Raw genomic sequence first — 14,882 nt, forward strand, 5'->3', positions numbered from 1 at the left:
AGTAACACCGGCGTTGTTATAGATGCTGAGTTCGATGTATGACATATAGAAACACCTTAGCGGAAAGCTCTGGTGTTGCACTCAGTTTCTGCGGCCAAGCCCTATAAAACAGCGTTATAAGGTGCGACAATTAGGCGCACCTTGCGAGTCAGCGCTGCGTTGCAGCAGTTTATTAGCGTGCTTATCATGGTGGCACGCTCTCTCCCCACACCTGTCAGGATCACGCTGTCATGAAACCACAAAACGTCCTTGCACCTCGGCTCTCAGCTCGCCGGGTCGCTTGGTTGTTGATTGCTCTCTGTGCTGTTGTCTTTCCTTCTCTCTCTTATGCCGATGCAGGTCCACTGAATTTAACGCTCTCTCTTGCCGGTATTACGTGTGTCGGCATCTTTGTACTTGCCTACGCTCTGGTAATGTCTGAAGAGCTTCTCCACATGCGTAAATCCAAGCCAGTTCTGGTAGCGGCGGGGCTTATTTGGGCCATCGTGGCATGGGTGTATGTGCAGGCCGGTATGCCTGAAGAGGCAGAAATCGCTTTTCGGGAAACGTTGCTCGAATACACCGAACTACTGCTGTTTTTGCTGGTGGCGATGACCTATATCAACGCCATGGAAGAGCGACGTATATTTGACGCATTGCGTGCCTGGTTGGTGCGCAAAGGGTTTAGCTACCGCAGCCTTTTTTGGATTACCGGTTTTCTCGCATTTGGTATTTCTGCGATAGCCAACAACATGACCACGGCTATGCTGATGTGCGCGGTAATCCTGAAAGTGGCTGAAGGTGATAACAAGTTTATTAGCCTGTGCTGCGTTAACGTGGTGGTGGCCTCCAATGCTGGCGGCGCATTTAGTCCGTTTGGGGATATCACGACGTTGATGGTTTGGCAGGCAGGACAAGTGCCGTTTAGCGGTTTCTTTGTACTGTTATTACCCGCTATCGTTAACTTTATGGTGCCTGCGGTCATCATGAACTTCTTTATTGTTAACCGCCAACCGGCAGCACTTACTGAAAGCGTCTGGCTCAAGCGGGGCGCACGCCGGATCATTGCGCTGTTTTTGCTGACCGTTGCCATCTCCGTACTCTGCCACTCGATTCTACACCTGCCGCCTGCAATGGGCATGATGTTTGGTTTAGGACTATTGCAGTTTTTTGGATACTACCTGCGGCGCAGCCTGCCGCGCTCGTTAGAGCGTAAGCGGGTACGTTATTCACGCCGGGGCGACTGGAAGAAACTGGAGCAGTTAGGCAGTGTGGTGCCGTTTGATATCTTTAGCCGTATCGCGCGTTCTGAGTGGGATACGCTGCTATTCTTCTACGGCGTCGTACTGTGTGTGGGCGGGCTTGGCTTTATGGGGTATTTAAGCCTGCTGTCTGAAACGCTCTACGGCAGTTGGAATCCCATCTGGGCTAACGTTGTGTTGGGGCTGATTTCAGCCGTGGTGGATAACATTCCGGTAATGTTTGCCGTGCTTTCCATGGCGCCTGATATGTCTGAAGGCAACTGGCTACTGATTACGCTTACCGCCGGTGTTGGGGGAAGCCTGCTCGCCATGGGGTCAGCGGCTGGCGTTGCCTTGATGGGCCAAGCACGGGGTATTTATACCTTTATGGTTCACTTACGCTGGGTGCCGGCTATTTTTCTGGGTTATGCCGCTAGTGTAGCGACACACTTATTTATCAACGCCTCCATGTTCTAGCGGTTGGGTGTTAATCTTTAGGGATTAACACGGTATTGATAGAACACTAAAAAACGCCCCTTACCGTTTTTGGTAAGGGGCGTTTTAGATGATAAATACGTTTCACAACAACGAACGAGTGCTCTTAATTTTACAGGTCGTGACCGGTAATCACTTGGCAAATATCGGCAAAACTACGCGCTACGGGAACCACCGTACTGACTTGCTTACCCACGGTGTTTTGGATATCGGTGGCTGATATTAAACCACGAATGGTCAGTGCGTTATGATCGTCGTACTGAGTGATTAACAGGTGCTGTTCAGTCACGTCTTCCATGACCAGGACAAGGTCTTCAATCGTCAGCGCCGAGAGCTGTTCCAGCGTCATCGCACTGAGTTTGTCCCAGGAGGTCATGATCATATCCGCGGTTATTTCGTCGCGGTCAAGATTGCGCTGCTGCATGGCCAGATTAATACGGCGTGTGCCGATCAGCTCTTTAGCGGTAAGAATACCGATGCAGTGCTCATTTTTGTCGGTTACAAACAGAAGCCGCACACCGCTATAACGCATTTTGAGATGCGCCTCGTCAACAGGCGTGTCGGCGGCGACTGAATGAGGTTTCAGCGTTTGAAAGTCGGTAAGTACATCCAGCGCTGAACTTTCAGTCGTTAACCGCTTGGCACTTGGCGACTTAAGGCGTGGAGCGGCGCTGAATTTAATTAACGTTTTGGGTGCAAAAGCCACTTGATTCATCAGGGAACCTCCATTTTATTTGGCCAACTGCTTACTGCCAATCAGCCTGGTACCCTCAGAGTCACAGTTAATTCTTATCGGAACCTTAAGGCTTGAAAACTAACTTTGGCCGCTGTGGCGATTAAGCGTGACCTGTACGCGCAAACCGCCCCCTGGCGCATCATCAAATACCAGGCTGCCCGCATGCTGCGCCACTATCCGCTCCACAATGGATAACCCCAATCCTGACCCAGCGCCGGGGCCTGCGCGGTGAAAGCGCTCTGTAACAGCCTTGCGGGCTGATAAAGGAATCCCCGGGCCTTGGTCATCCACCACTAAAATAATGGCGTTCAATTCCGCCTTAAGCTGCACGTGGATAGTTCCTTGAGGGGGAGAGTGCTGAATGGCGTTGCCCACCAGGTTTTGCACGAGTGTTCCCAAGGTGCCAGGGACTTCGTTTAACGCCCACTGGTCTTGTTCATCAGCCTCTAGCTGCAGCATTTGCTGTTGTTGCTGGGCGAGGGGAAGTAGTTTGGCCAGCGCGTCACGCACCTCAAACAGCGCATCAACAGGGCGTAATGGCAGGCTTGTTTCATCCGGGTCAAGCCTTGCCAGCGTTAACAGTTGGCTGACCAAATGCGTCGAGCGGGCAACGCCTTGGCGCAAATAATGAAGCGACTCCTCACGGTCCTGTGGGCTTTCTGCGGTCAGGGCGTTTTGGGCATGAAGGTCGAGTACGGCAAGCGGCGTACGCAGCTCATGGGCGGCATCGGCGATAAAACGTTTTTCGCGCTCGCGTAAACGCTGGATGCGCATCAACAGGCGATTGAGTGCACCGGAAATAGTCGCCAGCTCATACGGCAGAGGCGAAAGCTTAAGGGGTTGAAGGTTATGTGGGTCTCGGTTGCGGATTTGTTCTGCCATTCTCGACAGAGGTGAAAGCCCCCAGCCGATGCTCCACCACAATAAAGACGTTAATACGATTAACCCAATAAATTCGGGCAGCAGCGTACGCAGCGCTACCTGCCTGATCAAACGTAAGCGGATGTCGTCACGCTCACCCACGATGACCCTGCGCCCCTCTGCAAGCGAAAGCGTATAGGTTTGCCACGTTTGCCCCTGGTATTGTTGCCGGGTGTAGCCACTTTGCGATGCGGCAAGCGGCGCTAATGGTGCATCGGTCGAGCGGAGCAGTAGTTCATCGCCTTCCCAAAGTTGAAAGACAAGCGCTTCAGGATTGCGCTGCTTGGTTTGCAGCGTATTTTCTACGCTTTGCAGAAGTGCCTGCTGATACGCGGGCGGAATAGGCGCTTGCATGAGTTCACCTAAAAGATGCGCGTGTCGGGCAAGGCTTGCATCGTGCAACTGCTGAATTTCGTGCGTGGCATAACGGTAGCTAACCATGCTAATGACCATAATACTGAGCAGAAACAGCAGCAGTGTGAGCCCTAACGTTCGCCGACGGATAGAGTTCACTGCTCGCCTCCCGGCGGCGCCTTATCCATCACATAACCAATGCCGCGTACGGTGCGAATCACCTCAGGAAACAGCTTGCGCCGTAAATGGTGAATATGGACTTCAATGGCGTTGCTTTCTACATCCTCATCCCAGCCATAAATCAGGCTGGTAAGTGTATCGCGGGTAAAGACCCGGCCCGGGTGGCCCATAAATTCCTGTAACAGGGTAAATTCGCGTCGTGAAAGGGTAATGACGTTATCCTGATAGCTGACGCTTAGGGTAAGCGGTTCCAGGCGGATGCCGCGACACTCTAGGTGATTATCCAATTGCCCCTGGCTGCGCCTTAGCAGTGCCCGCAAACGGGCCTTGAGCTCTTCCACTTCAAAGGGCTTGACCAGGTAATCATCGGCCCCAGCATCCAGCCCCGCTATGCGGTCATTGATACCGTCACGGGCGGTGAGTACCAATATCGGAATTTGGCTGCCTTGGCGGCGTACCGCCTTGATAATGTGTAGGCCATCCAGACCCGGCAAGCCCAAATCGAGAATGACAGCATCAAACGGCTCAGCCTCTTTAAGAGCCATAAGCGCGCTATTGCCATTATCCAGGTGGTCAACCGTATAGTGTTCCGGCTTGAGCGCCAGGCGAATGCCCGAAGACAAGCTGGCGTCGTCCTCAACCAGCAGTATGCGCATGGTGTCAATTACTCCTGTAACAACGGCCCAGTTAGAAGTAACAAAAGGTAGCATCGTTAGGGGGAGTCAGTCAGGATTAACATCAACGAAAGCAATGCAATGGCGCCATGATTACTAATGAAACCGATAGTCGATAGTGCTTTTGTGAGTATCTGCCCTTCAACGCAGCGTCGGGAAGCCCTGCTGCATCTAGCGGCGGTACATGAGCCGTCCTTGCAATCGACGCTGCATACCGCCTTGCGATCGGCCACGCAGGCAGCCTGGGAAGGACTATGGATCTATCAGCAGCGCGGCCGTATTAGCGGTGCGCTGTGGGTGCAGCCGCTAGCTCACGCCACCGCACAGCTATGGCTTCCTTGCCAGGATGACCCAGTAAGCCAGGCCTTGTTAAGCGCTGCTCATGATTGGGTAACCACGCAGGGAATAACGCTTTGCCACGTGGTATTGCCGCCCAGCCACTATGCGTGGGAGGCAACGCTGCTTGCGCATAATATGGTGCGCTTGGCCAAACTACACTATTTGTCCATTACGCTGGCGGCCACGGAGGCGGTACCTTCAACGGATTCGCCAATTCGGCTAGCGCCTTTTAGTGAGCTAAGCACCGCCGCGCAAACTGCCCTGATCGATTCCATTAGTCAAGGCTCGCTGGACTGCCCATCACTGCGAGAATCACTTTCCAGCGAAGCCCTGCTAGCCGGTTTTTATGACCAGGCACCTACGGCACCGAACCATTGGTATAGCGTTAACCTGGGCGATGAGCGGGTGGGCGTGTTGCTGTTAGCACCGCGGTCGGCTCACTGTTGGGAGCTTTTATTAATGGGCGTCACGGCGCAATGGCGCAGCAAGGGCATCGGTCGAAACGTGTTAACCGCGGCTTTTAACCTGGCGATTAACCAAGGGGCAAACGAGATGATATTGACCGTCGATGCTCGCAATACGCCCGCTTGGCGCCTTTATCAGCAGGCGGGGTTCATCGGTTATGCCGAGCAGCGTCTGCTTGCCTGGAAAAATGCCTAGCTTACCGCTTCAAGCCCATGATGAAGCACGAGAATTTCTCTGTTCAAAAGGTAATATTAAGTATGCTGTTTAATTTTTCTTCTATACTGTGAGCGCGGTATTGAGGGATGCTTCTTTTATTCATGGAGGAAACGTTATGAAAATTTTGCTGTGGATTATTATCTTTATTTTTGCCGTAGGCCTTCTTACCCTTACGGGCGTCTTTAAGCTGATCTTCTAAACGTAGGCCTTTAAATCACCGTTTAGACCCTTTTGTTATTGCATCACCCGATAGGTGGCTCTCACCTATCGCCCTCTGGCTATCTGTGAAAAAAAAGATATTATCTTCCCGGAATATTTTCCTGGAACACGGTTATCGATACAGGATTAAACGCCGCTATTATGGCGATAAACGCCAAGGGGGCAGGGTGAATTTCAAATGTATGCTGGGCGGGATCGTCGCGTTAGGGGTGCTATCGAGCGCCGCGCTTGCTGATGCAGAGGCCGAGGATGCAGCGCTTGCCGAGCGCCTTGCGCCAGTTGGCAAGCTCTGCCTGCAAGGACAAACATGCCAACGTGCGGTGGCCCAGCCTGAACCTGATGCTTCCTTGCCAGAGGAGCCTGAATCGGAAGATATCGCCGCCCAATACGATGGTGAAGCGCTGTATGCCAAGGCTGGCTGTGGCGCCTGCCATGCGGCAGGCATTGCGGGCGCTCCGGCAACGGGCGATAACGCCGCCTGGACCGCACGGCTCGCTCAAGGCACTGACACGCTTTACGCCAACGCCATTAAGGGGATTGGCGCGATGCCACCCAAGGGCGGTCGGTTTAATTTCAGCGATGATGAGATCAAGGCAGCGGTCGACTACATGATCGAAGAGGTCGAATAACCTATCCACAGGCGGTTCCGGCAATCCGCCTGTGGACAGCTTGGCCTGATCGTTACCCCAACAGAGAGCGCAACCCGGCAATTGCATCCTTGCCGCGCGCCTGCTTCTTGTCCGGGTCCTCTTTATCCGCCCGACCTTCCCACTCCAGGTCTTCCCCGGGCAGTTCATCCAGAAAACGGCTGGGCTGGCAATCCATCAGCTCACCGTAGGCTTTGCGCTGGCGGGCAAGCGTGAGCGTGAGCGTGCGCCGCGCCCGGGTAATGCCTACGTAGGCCAAGCGGCGCTCCTCTTCCACGGTGCCCATTTCAATGGCATTGCGGTGGGGCAGCAGATCCTCTTCAAGGCCCAGTAGGTAAACATGCGGGAACTCAAGCCCTTTTGATGCGTGCATGGTGAGCAGCTGTACGCGGTCTGAGTCATCCTCTTCGGCCTGCTGTTCCAGGATATCGCGCAGCACCAGCCGGGAAATCGCCGCCTCCACACTGTCGGTTTCGGTCGCCTCTGAGGCGGTATCCTCTTCCGGGTCACGGTTAAGCGACTTTTCCAACTGGTCGATCAAGATCCACACGTTGGCCATGCGCCGTTCAGCAATAGTCGGCGCACTGGCGTTCTGATAAAGCCACGCCTCGTAATCCATATCCCGCAGCATGTCGCGGATGGCGGCAATTGCATCGCCCTGATCCATGCGCTTGCGCACACCGTCAATAAAGTGGGTGAACCGGCTTAACCGCTCGACAGCGCGGGTGGGCAGCGTCTGCTCCAGGCCCATTTCATGACACGCTGCAAACAGGGAAATCGTCCGCTCGGTGGCATAGTTAGCCAGTTTCTCAAGCGTACCTGGGCCAATCTCACGGCGCGGTACGTTTACTATCCGCAAAAAGGCATTATCGTCGGCAGGGTTGATGAGTAGGCGGAGGTAGGCCATGGCGTCCTTGATCTCATTACGCGAGAAAAACGACGTGCCGCCGGACAGCTTGTAGGGAATTTGGTAATGCTGAAGCTTGAGTTCTAAAAGCCGTGCCTGAAAGTTGCCGCGATAAAGGACGGCAAAGTCGCGCCATTCAGCCTTTTCCTTGATACGCCGAGTCAGCATTTCGCTGGCTACGCGCTCAGACTCCGCTTCTTCATGGCGATTCACAATCACCCGAATCGGTGCGCCGTCGCCCATATCCGACCACAAGGTTTTATCGTAGACGTGCGGATTATTGGCAATCAGCGTGTTGGCCGCGCGCAGAATCGTCCCGGTTGAGCGGTAGTTCTGCTCCAGCTTGATCACCTTTAGGCGAGGAAAGTCCTCGCCCAGCGTGATCAGGTTCTCGGGACGTGCACCGCGCCAAGCGTAGATTGACTGATCATCGTCGCCCACCACGGTAAAGGTCGAGCGCTCGGCCATCAAAAGCTTCACCAGCAAATACTGGGACACGTTAGTATCCTGATATTCGTCCACCAACATGTAGTGAATCTTGCGCCGCCAACGCGCCAGTGCCTCGGCATCGTTTTTCAAGAGCACGACGGGCAGCAGGATCAGGTCATCAAAATCCACCGCGTTGTAGGCTTTTAGATGACGGTTATAGGCTTCATATACCCGAGCAGCAAAGTGTTCATCGTCATCGGCGGCAAATGAAAGCGCGTCGCTGGGCAACACCAGGTCGTTTTTCCAGGTGGATATTTTGCTCTGCACGGCATTGATCTGCTCGGCATCGACCTGGGCGTCCTTGTTCATCAGGTCACGTAGCAGCGCCTTGGCATCTTCCGGGTCGAACAGGGAAAACCCCGGCTTGTAACCCAGCGTCTTCAGCTCGCCACGAATAATATTAAGCCCCAGAGTGTGAAAGGTGGAGACGGTAAGGCCATGACCCTCCTTGCCTTTCAACATTTGCCCTACGCGCTCTTTCATCTCTCGGGCGGCTTTGTTGGTGAACGTGACCGCCGCAATCCGGCGCGCACTCATTCCACATTCCTGAACCAGATACGCAATCTTGGTGGTGATAACGCTGGTTTTGCCGGAACCCGCGCCCGCTAATACCAGGCAGGGGCCATCAATGTAGCGCACGGCTTCCTGCTGGCGCGGGTTAAGACCTTTAATGCGGCTAAGAATGGATTGCGGGGGCGAGGGCGTCATTAGGCACGTTATCCTTGGCGGTTTTTCATCTACAATCAGGCGTTTCTACGCGCACAACATGGATAGGCAGGTGGTGATGTTTGAAGTAGCGCTGTTTGAGCCGCGTATGGCACCCAATACGGGTAATATTATGCGCCTGGTAGCCAACAATGGCTGTCGTTTACATTTAATCGAGCCGCTGGGCTTTGATCTTGAAGAAAAAAAGCTGCGCCGTGCTGGGCTTGATTACCGCGATCTGGCTAATGTGACGCGTCATGCTGATTTTGCTGCGTTCCAAAAAGCTCTGCCTGAGCGGCGAATTTGGGCAATTACCACCAAGGGTACACGGCCCCACAGTGAGGCAGATTTTGCGGCTGGCGATATACTGCTGTTTGGCTCTGAAACGGCTGGTCTCTCTGCCGAGGTGCATCAGGCGCTGCCAGACGCCCAAAAGCTACGCATTCCCATGCAGCCCAATAATCGCAGCCTAAACCTTTCCAACGCGGTGGCTATTGTGAGCTATGAAGCGTGGCGCCAGCAAGGTTTTGCTGGCGCACTTGCTACTTAGCTAGGCGGCAATACCGTAGCGGTCACGATAAGCGCGCACGGCTTCTGCATAGGCGAGCATTTCGTCACCAGCATGCTCTTCAAGGTAAGTAAGTACTTGCTCAAGCGTGACGATGCTCACCACCGGCATGCCATACTCGGCCTGGACTTCCTGAATGGCGCTCTGCTCGCCTTGGCCGCGCTCCTGGCGGTCCAAGGCAATTATCACGCCGCCTGCACGGGAACCGCTTTGCTCAATCAGGCTCATGACTTCGCGGATGGCCGTACCGGCGGTAATCACATCATCAATGATCAGGATATCGCCCGACAGTGGTGCACCCACAATGTTGCCGCCTTCGCCGTGGGTTTTGGCCTCCTTACGATTAAACGCGTAGGGCATGTCTTGGTCATGATGATCCGCCAGTGCCGCAGCGGTCACTGCCGCCAGCGGAATGCCCTTGTACGCTGGGCCAAACAGCACATCGGCTTTCAAGTTGCTGTCGACAATAGCCTGGGCATAAAAACGGCCTAACTTGGCTAGTGCGCGGCCGGTCTGGAACAGTCCAGCGTTAAAAAAGTAAGGACTTACTCGCCCAGATTTAAGCGTAAATTCACCAAACTTGAGAACGCCCTGCTCGATGGCAAAGGCGATGAATTCGCGTTGGTAGGGTTGTAGAGTGGTAACCACGGCGTTCCTCATTAGGCGGGTGATTTATGTCAGCACAAAGGCGACAATAAAACGCAGGTAAATAGCAAGAATAAGAGGGTCTATTTACCCAAACGTCTAAACGTCGGGTATCATACAGCAGCGACGCAAAAGGGACGATTTATGAAAATTGCCAGCATCAATGTTAATGGTATACGTGATGCCGTCGACCGTGGCTTCCTGGACTGGCTGGCTCAGCAGGACGCCGATGTGGTTTGCGTGCAGAACATCAAGGCAAAAAGTTTTGAATTAGGTGACCATATTCTTTATCCGGAAGGCTATGAAGGCTATTTCCTGGATGCGGAAGAGGATGGGTTCGCCGGTGTTGGGCTTTACTGCCGCAAAATCCCCAAGGCGATCATGTATGGCTTGGGTTTTCCGCAGTGCGATCACGAAGGGCGTTTTCTGCAGGCGGATTATGACCGCTTCAGCATTGCCACCTTTTTGATGCCCGATGGCAGCGACCAGAAAGCCAAGCAGGCGTTTATGGAGCAGTACCAGGAGTACCTGACGAAGATGTCGCGCAAACGCCGCGAATACATCATCTGTGGTACCTGGAATGTGGCCCATAAAACGGTCGATTTGGCCAATTGGTCGGATAACCAGCTCACCTCTGGTTTTCGCCCCGAAGAGCGCGCCTGGATGGATCAGGTGCTTGGCCCAACAGGGTTTATCGACACCTTCCGCGAAATCAATCGCGATGCTGGCGAATACACCTGGTGGCCGAAGCTTGACCAAGAGGTGCCACGTAGCCGTCAAGAAGGGTGGCGGATCGACTATCAGTTAGTCGGCCCCAACTTCCGTCGTCACGTGGTCGACGCATGGATCGATAAAGAGGCAACTTTCTCCGAGTACGCCCCGCTAATTGTCGAGTACGATCTCGCCCTTTAAGCATCTTTCCCGCGTCGTCGTTAACCAATGAGCCGACCATGGTCGGCTCATTGCGTTGGCGATTAAACGGCCTAACCGCGAATACCCAGCGCCTCACGCTGATGCTCAAGTAGCTCAGAGCCCGCCTTTTCGGCCAGGTCCAGCATGGCGTTTAGCTCCATGCGGTTAAACGCGCCTGCCTCAGCCGTGCCCTGTACTTCAATCAGCTCGCCGCTTTCGGTCATCACCACGTTCAAATCGGTATCGGCCTTGCTGTCCTCGGGGTAGTCAAGGTCCAGCACCGGCATGCCTTTATAGATACCCACTGAAATCGCGCTGACCAACTGCTTGAAAGGATCGCTTTTAATCTTCTTCTCACGCTGCAGATAACGAATGGCATCCACCAGCGCGACACAGCCACCCGTAATTGATGCAGTACGCGTGCCGCCGTCTGCCTGAATGACATCGCAGTCCACGGTGACCGTGAATTCGCCCATCTTTTTCAGGTCGACCGCTGCCCGCAGGCTCCGACCAATCAAGCGCTGAATTTCCAGCGTGCGGCCACCCTGTTTGCCACGTGTCGCCTCACGCCCACTGCGTGAGTGGGTCGCACGGGGCAGCATGCCGTATTCTGCGGTGATCCAGCCCTGGTTTTTGCCGCGCAGCCAGCGCGGTACGCCCATTTCTACGCTGGCATTACACAGCACTTTGGTATCGCCAAACTCAACCAGTACGGAGCCTTCCGCATGACGGGTATAGTCACGGGTCAGGCGGATCTCACGCAGCTGGTTGGCCTCGCGACCACTGGGGCGAACAACTTCAGGACGCATAGCACCTCACAAAAAGCACTTCACAAAAAGCGCATAACTAGGAAAAGCCTTCCATTGTACACGTCTTAACGTTCAAGCCTGCCCTTATCGGGTAGACTGAGGAAAACGCGTTCTCAAAGGATAATCACCATGGCCACTTTACGTCGCGTACACAGCATGACCGCCTTTGCCCGTGTTGATGAGGCTGCTTCCTGGGGCACGCTGCACGTCGAAATTCGCTCGGTGAACCAGCGTTACCTGGAACCGCATTTTCGCCTACACGAAAGCCTGCGCGATCTCGAACCGATACTCCGTGAAGCCCTGCGAACCCGCCTGGCACGAGGCAAAGTAGAGTGCAGCATACGCTTTGAAAGCTCAGAAGCCGTACAGGCCCCTACGGTAAATACCGCACGCCTGGCCGCGATTTCTGATGCGCTTACGACGATCCAGCAGCACGTGCCCAGCGCCGTACCGCCCACCACACTTGAGCTTTTAAACCAGCCTGGCGTGATGGAAACCCAACACCTGGATCAGCTCGCCATCAAAGCCGCTGCCAAAACGTTGTTTGAGCAAGCGCTGGAGGAACTCATCGATGCCCGAGCCCGTGAAGGCGGCAAACTTGCCGAAATGATCAGCACACGCCTTACCGCGGTAAGCGAACAGGTCGCTACGGTCAAAAGCCTGCTACCCCAGCTATTAGAGCGCCAACGTGCCCAACTGCTGGAGCGTCTGGAAATGGCCAAAACCGAACTTGACCCCCAGCGGCTGGAAGCCGAGCTGGTACTGGTTGCCCAAAAAGCCGATGTAGACGAAGAGCTCGACCGTCTCACGGCCCATGTTGAAGAAGTCAGCCGCCAGCTCACTCAAGCCGGTCCTAAAGGCCGTCGTCTGGATTTTTTGATGCAGGAGCTAAACCGCGAAGCCAATACACTGTCATCCAAATCCATCGTGGCCGAAAGCACCCGCTGTGCGGTAGAGCTTAAAGTGCTGATTGAGCAGATGCGTGAGCAGATTCAGAATATTGAGTGATGTCGACGCTTGTCTACCATGATCCAGCTTAAGCCACCGCTAGGTGGGTATTAAACCCGCATTGACGCCGCGAGCGTCTATCCGCGAGAAGTGCTAGCCGCGCTGGCCTACAACGCGTCTGCCGTGATACTTGATACACCACCACCCCAGTGGTGACCCAGAACCAAGTGGCTCAGATAGGCAAATCAATGAGCGTCTAAAGGAAGCTCCGGGGCTGATGGATATTAAGGTGATTGATCATGTAGTGGTGGGAAGTGATGGGTGTAAGTCATTTGCGAAGATGGGATATTTGTAACTGATTAACTCTAAATGTGGCGCCGCTCCTGGGGGGCGATCCCATCTGTTGAGCTGTTTGTTTTGGCTAATATTCATAACCGACAAGAAGCCTTTTGCCTGCTCTGAGACGTCATCTTGAGCGCCGTATTTACCGCCATCGGCCTAGTCGTTGATGGCACTCGTTTTCCGGTAGCCTGGCACCCGCTTTTAGCATTGATCCCAAAGAGTCGGCCAGTTGGCTTGGCGAAAGAAAGGCATGAGCTTCCAGCTCATCTAATATCCAAAGTACACCACGAACCTCTAGTTTGCTTTGTTGCCCTGATTTTCTGAGCGCGCCGTCATTGGTCAGCAGCGTCCAGCCTCTTTCCTTGGCTAGGAAGTAGCACGACACATCCGCTAGTGAGGAATTACCCAATGTTTGGCGTAGCGTAAAAAGCGTTGCAACTTCCTCACCATTGAATGCCTCAACTACAAGGCCTAATCCCGTTAACTCTTGGCCAGGGGGCTTTTTCAACTCCCGCCACACAAAATCGGTGGTGACGAACTGGTGAGGTAGGGCAAACACGGTTTCAAGCAGGCCACTGCGGTGAAGATCTATCCAGATATTGGTATCAGAGACAAGAATTTTCGCTGACATGTTCACTGTCACCTGCCTGTCCGTTTGCCATTATTTCCTCAATCTCGCCGAGGCTTACACTGAGTAACTCCGCTGCTCTTGAAGGAGTAACCAGTCCTTCAGCCAGCGCCCTGTAAACCAATTGCTTCAGGCGATAGGATTTTTCAGGCTCTTGTCGACCTGGTTCACTTTTTCGAAAACCCTTCATCGACCATAGGCGAAAAGTGCTCTGATAAAAGCTCGAACTAACGATATCCAGGTCATATAATCGGCGCAAAGTGGCTTGAATAGAAATACCCCACTCCTCCTTGGCCAAAAGAAACTCTTGGAACAGCACCCGTTTGCGGTGCTCACCAAAGGTGACGCGCACTTGATTTGCAGGAAAGAGAAACGCCCCAGCAAAGCGGTGGCACCAGTTTTCTTCATCCCGAGTGCCATGAAGCTCCTCAGGTAATGACATAACCAAATGTCCTAGCTCATGGGCGAGATTAAAACGCTGACGTTCACCAGGACGCTCAGTATTACTGACAATAACGGCATCCGCGCCATCGTTGACGAGGGCGCAAAGCCCATCAAATTTCTCGTGAGCCTGAAGACTGACGACTTTAATGCCATTTTCTTCCAGGGTTTCAGTCAGATTGGCAATGGGGTTTAGCCCAAGCTGCCATTCTTCGCGCAGTTTATTAGCTGCCTGTTCAACCTCATCGATATTGGATACGGAAAAACGCTGATGCCATTTGGAAAATTCATCAGGTGATTGGCCGGTTTGGAACAGGCTCTCTGCCGCTAAATAGCGCTCAAGGTGCTCACGCACTTGCTCCTTGACGGCTTCTTGCTGGCGTTTTCCGAAGGCAGAGTGCTTACGGAAGTCTACTTTTCCCAGCTTTACTGAGTCTGAACGGAAAAAATACTCAGGGTTAACCCCAAGTGCGTCCGCTAGTTGGATCAAGCGAGTCGAATTGGGCGCGTCCTTGCCCTGTTCATATTTCGACAGAGCTTGCTTGGTTATGCCCCCCAGCAGATCGGCTAATTGCTGCAAGGTCATATTCTTAAGGACACGCGCACGATGTATACGATCATGCAGCATGATTTTCTACCTTATTTTAAGGTGGTTTAAGTTGACAATATGGTGATTGGGTTGGCGCCTGTCAACCTAATATGTAGGTTTAAACATAGAGACACTACATATAGTGGCTTCCTTACTAGAAAACTACTGCGAGAGAGACAAGGAAGCTGTCGTCGTAGTGCTCGAAAGCGGAGCCGGTGTTGTATGGCGGATCGATATAGATGCACTTAACCTGCCCAGCATAGTAGGGCAGCAGTGCCTTAAGAGCGTCGAGGTTATCGCCCTAGATGAGCATGTTTCCTGAATTCTGGTCACCGTAGCCAAGCTTGGGCTCTTCCTCCATCAAGCGATAGGGCACCTTTTCAACGGCGCGCACGTCTTCGTCTCGGGTTAACATCGCAGTATGGGCATGTAT

Annotated in this window: 15 protein-coding genes; 7 read left to right on the top strand and 8 right to left on the bottom strand. The window is 53.6% G+C overall.

Annotation, left to right across the window (positions count from 1 at the left end):
* Positions 1 to 230 precede the first annotated feature (230 nt).
* Positions 231 to 1,697, top strand: coding sequence for a sodium:proton antiporter NhaD (gene nhaD / locus ACT3RU_RS00405; RefSeq protein WP_192526785.1), 1,467 nt, complete (start codon positions 231 to 233; stop codon positions 1,695 to 1,697).
* A gap of 130 nt (positions 1,698 to 1,827) precedes the next feature.
* On the opposite strand, the gene ACT3RU_RS00410 is transcribed toward nhaD, so the two are convergent.
* From ACT3RU_RS00410 to ACT3RU_RS00420, 3 genes are all read right to left on the bottom strand, one after another.
* Positions 1,828 to 2,430 carry a CBS domain-containing protein gene (locus tag ACT3RU_RS00410; RefSeq protein WP_192526786.1) on the bottom strand — a complete coding sequence of 201 codons (603 nt, stop codon included), beginning with the start codon at positions 2,428 to 2,430 and terminating at the stop codon, positions 1,828 to 1,830.
* A gap of 99 nt (positions 2,431 to 2,529) precedes the next feature.
* Positions 2,530 to 3,885, bottom strand: coding sequence for an ATP-binding protein (locus tag ACT3RU_RS00415; RefSeq protein ID WP_192526787.1), 1,356 nt, complete (start codon positions 3,883 to 3,885; stop codon positions 2,530 to 2,532).
* Positions 3,882 to 4,562 (bottom strand): response regulator, encoded by a 681-nt coding sequence (locus ACT3RU_RS00420; RefSeq protein WP_087110223.1) that lies wholly within the window; start codon positions 4,560 to 4,562, stop codon positions 3,882 to 3,884. Before ACT3RU_RS00420 ends, ACT3RU_RS00415 begins: the two co-directional genes overlap by 4 nt.
* Positions 4,563 to 4,679: 117 nt before the next feature.
* Between ACT3RU_RS00420 and ACT3RU_RS00425 the strand changes: the two genes are divergently transcribed.
* Together ACT3RU_RS00425 and ACT3RU_RS00430 are read left to right on the top strand one after the other, a co-directional pair.
* On the top strand, positions 4,680 to 5,579 hold the full coding sequence (locus ACT3RU_RS00425; RefSeq protein ID WP_192526788.1) for a GNAT family N-acetyltransferase: 900 nt from the start codon (positions 4,680 to 4,682) through the stop codon (positions 5,577 to 5,579).
* A gap of 407 nt (positions 5,580 to 5,986) precedes the next feature.
* The gene (locus ACT3RU_RS00430; protein WP_287078138.1) at positions 5,987 to 6,448 is read left to right on the top strand and encodes a c-type cytochrome; all 462 of its coding nucleotides are present in this window, start codon (positions 5,987 to 5,989) and stop codon (positions 6,446 to 6,448) included.
* A gap of 52 nt (positions 6,449 to 6,500) precedes the next feature.
* On the opposite strand, the gene rep is transcribed toward ACT3RU_RS00430, so the two are convergent.
* Positions 6,501 to 8,570: a DNA helicase Rep gene (gene rep, locus ACT3RU_RS00435; protein ID WP_087110229.1), complete on the bottom strand. Its 2,070-nt coding sequence runs from the start codon at positions 8,568 to 8,570 to the stop codon at positions 6,501 to 6,503.
* Positions 8,571 to 8,646: 76 nt separating this feature from the next.
* Between rep and ACT3RU_RS00440 the strand changes: the two genes are divergently transcribed.
* Positions 8,647 to 9,117, top strand: coding sequence for a tRNA (cytidine(34)-2'-O)-methyltransferase (locus ACT3RU_RS00440; RefSeq protein WP_087110231.1), 471 nt, complete (start codon positions 8,647 to 8,649; stop codon positions 9,115 to 9,117).
* Here ACT3RU_RS00440 and pyrE read toward each other — a convergent pair whose 3' ends face one another.
* Positions 9,118 to 9,783: an orotate phosphoribosyltransferase gene (pyrE, locus tag ACT3RU_RS00445; RefSeq protein ID WP_192526789.1), complete on the bottom strand. Its 666-nt coding sequence runs from the start codon at positions 9,781 to 9,783 to the stop codon at positions 9,118 to 9,120.
* Between the two features lie 141 nt (positions 9,784 to 9,924).
* Here pyrE and ACT3RU_RS00450 point away from each other — a divergent pair, with 141 nt between their 5' ends.
* Positions 9,925 to 10,692 carry an exodeoxyribonuclease III gene (locus ACT3RU_RS00450; RefSeq protein ID WP_087110235.1) on the top strand — a complete coding sequence of 256 codons (768 nt, stop codon included), beginning with the start codon at positions 9,925 to 9,927 and terminating at the stop codon, positions 10,690 to 10,692.
* 71 nt (positions 10,693 to 10,763) lie between these two features.
* On the opposite strand, the gene rph is transcribed toward ACT3RU_RS00450, so the two are convergent.
* Positions 10,764 to 11,501 (bottom strand): ribonuclease PH, encoded by a 738-nt coding sequence (gene rph / locus ACT3RU_RS00455; RefSeq protein WP_192526790.1) that lies wholly within the window; start codon positions 11,499 to 11,501, stop codon positions 10,764 to 10,766.
* 129 nt (positions 11,502 to 11,630) lie between these two features.
* Here rph and ACT3RU_RS00460 point away from each other — a divergent pair, with 129 nt between their 5' ends.
* Entirely contained in the window at positions 11,631 to 12,509 is an 879-nt protein-coding gene (locus ACT3RU_RS00460) for a YicC/YloC family endoribonuclease (RefSeq protein WP_192526791.1), read from the top strand.
* Positions 12,510 to 12,639: 130 nt separating this feature from the next.
* Positions 12,640 to 12,804: a JAB domain-containing protein gene (locus ACT3RU_RS00465; protein WP_441316934.1), complete on the top strand. Its 165-nt coding sequence runs from the start codon at positions 12,640 to 12,642 to the stop codon at positions 12,802 to 12,804.
* A 129-nt stretch (positions 12,805 to 12,933) separates the two neighbouring features.
* Here ACT3RU_RS00465 and ACT3RU_RS00470 read toward each other — a convergent pair whose 3' ends face one another.
* Both ACT3RU_RS00470 and ACT3RU_RS00475 read right to left on the bottom strand, forming a co-directional pair.
* Positions 12,934 to 13,422 carry a PIN domain-containing protein gene (locus ACT3RU_RS00470; protein WP_192526792.1) on the bottom strand — a complete coding sequence of 163 codons (489 nt, stop codon included), beginning with the start codon at positions 13,420 to 13,422 and terminating at the stop codon, positions 12,934 to 12,936.
* Positions 13,397 to 14,488, bottom strand: a complete 1,092-nt coding sequence (locus ACT3RU_RS00475; protein ID WP_192526793.1) for a helix-turn-helix domain-containing protein — start codon at positions 14,486 to 14,488, stop codon at positions 13,397 to 13,399. The genes ACT3RU_RS00470 and ACT3RU_RS00475 overlap by 26 nt, the downstream gene beginning before the upstream one ends.
* Positions 14,489 to 14,882: the final 394 nt, after the last annotated feature.

Origin of the sequence: Halomonas sp. TP35 (assembly GCF_052375975.1) — a bacterium.
Lineage (GTDB): Bacteria > Pseudomonadota > Gammaproteobacteria > Pseudomonadales > Halomonadaceae > Vreelandella > Vreelandella citrativorans.

What these genes read in the sequence shown, in the direction of transcription:
- nhaD (WP_192526785.1), top strand. Translation starts at nt 231, where the DNA reads ATGAAACCACAAAACGTCCTTGCACCTCGGCTCTCAGCTCGCCGGGTC.
- ACT3RU_RS00410 (WP_192526786.1), bottom strand. Translation starts at nt 2,430, where the DNA reads ATGAATCAAGTGGCTTTTGCACCCAAAACGTTAATTAAATTCAGCGCC.
- ACT3RU_RS00420 (WP_087110223.1), bottom strand. Translation starts at nt 4,562, where the DNA reads ATGCGCATACTGCTGGTTGAGGACGACGCCAGCTTGTCTTCGGGCATT.
- ACT3RU_RS00425 (WP_192526788.1), top strand. Translation starts at nt 4,680, where the DNA reads ATGAAACCGATAGTCGATAGTGCTTTTGTGAGTATCTGCCCTTCAACG.
- rep (WP_087110229.1), bottom strand. Translation starts at nt 8,570, where the DNA reads ATGACGCCCTCGCCCCCGCAATCCATTCTTAGCCGCATTAAAGGTCTT.
- ACT3RU_RS00440 (WP_087110231.1), top strand. Translation starts at nt 8,647, where the DNA reads ATGTTTGAAGTAGCGCTGTTTGAGCCGCGTATGGCACCCAATACGGGT.
- ACT3RU_RS00450 (WP_087110235.1), top strand. Translation starts at nt 9,925, where the DNA reads ATGAAAATTGCCAGCATCAATGTTAATGGTATACGTGATGCCGTCGAC.
- rph (WP_192526790.1), bottom strand. Translation starts at nt 11,501, where the DNA reads ATGCGTCCTGAAGTTGTTCGCCCCAGTGGTCGCGAGGCCAACCAGCTG.
- ACT3RU_RS00460 (WP_192526791.1), top strand. Translation starts at nt 11,631, where the DNA reads ATGGCCACTTTACGTCGCGTACACAGCATGACCGCCTTTGCCCGTGTT.
- ACT3RU_RS00470 (WP_192526792.1), bottom strand. Translation starts at nt 13,422, where the DNA reads ATGTCAGCGAAAATTCTTGTCTCTGATACCAATATCTGGATAGATCTT.
- ACT3RU_RS00475 (WP_192526793.1), bottom strand. Translation starts at nt 14,488, where the DNA reads ATGCTGCATGATCGTATACATCGTGCGCGTGTCCTTAAGAATATGACC.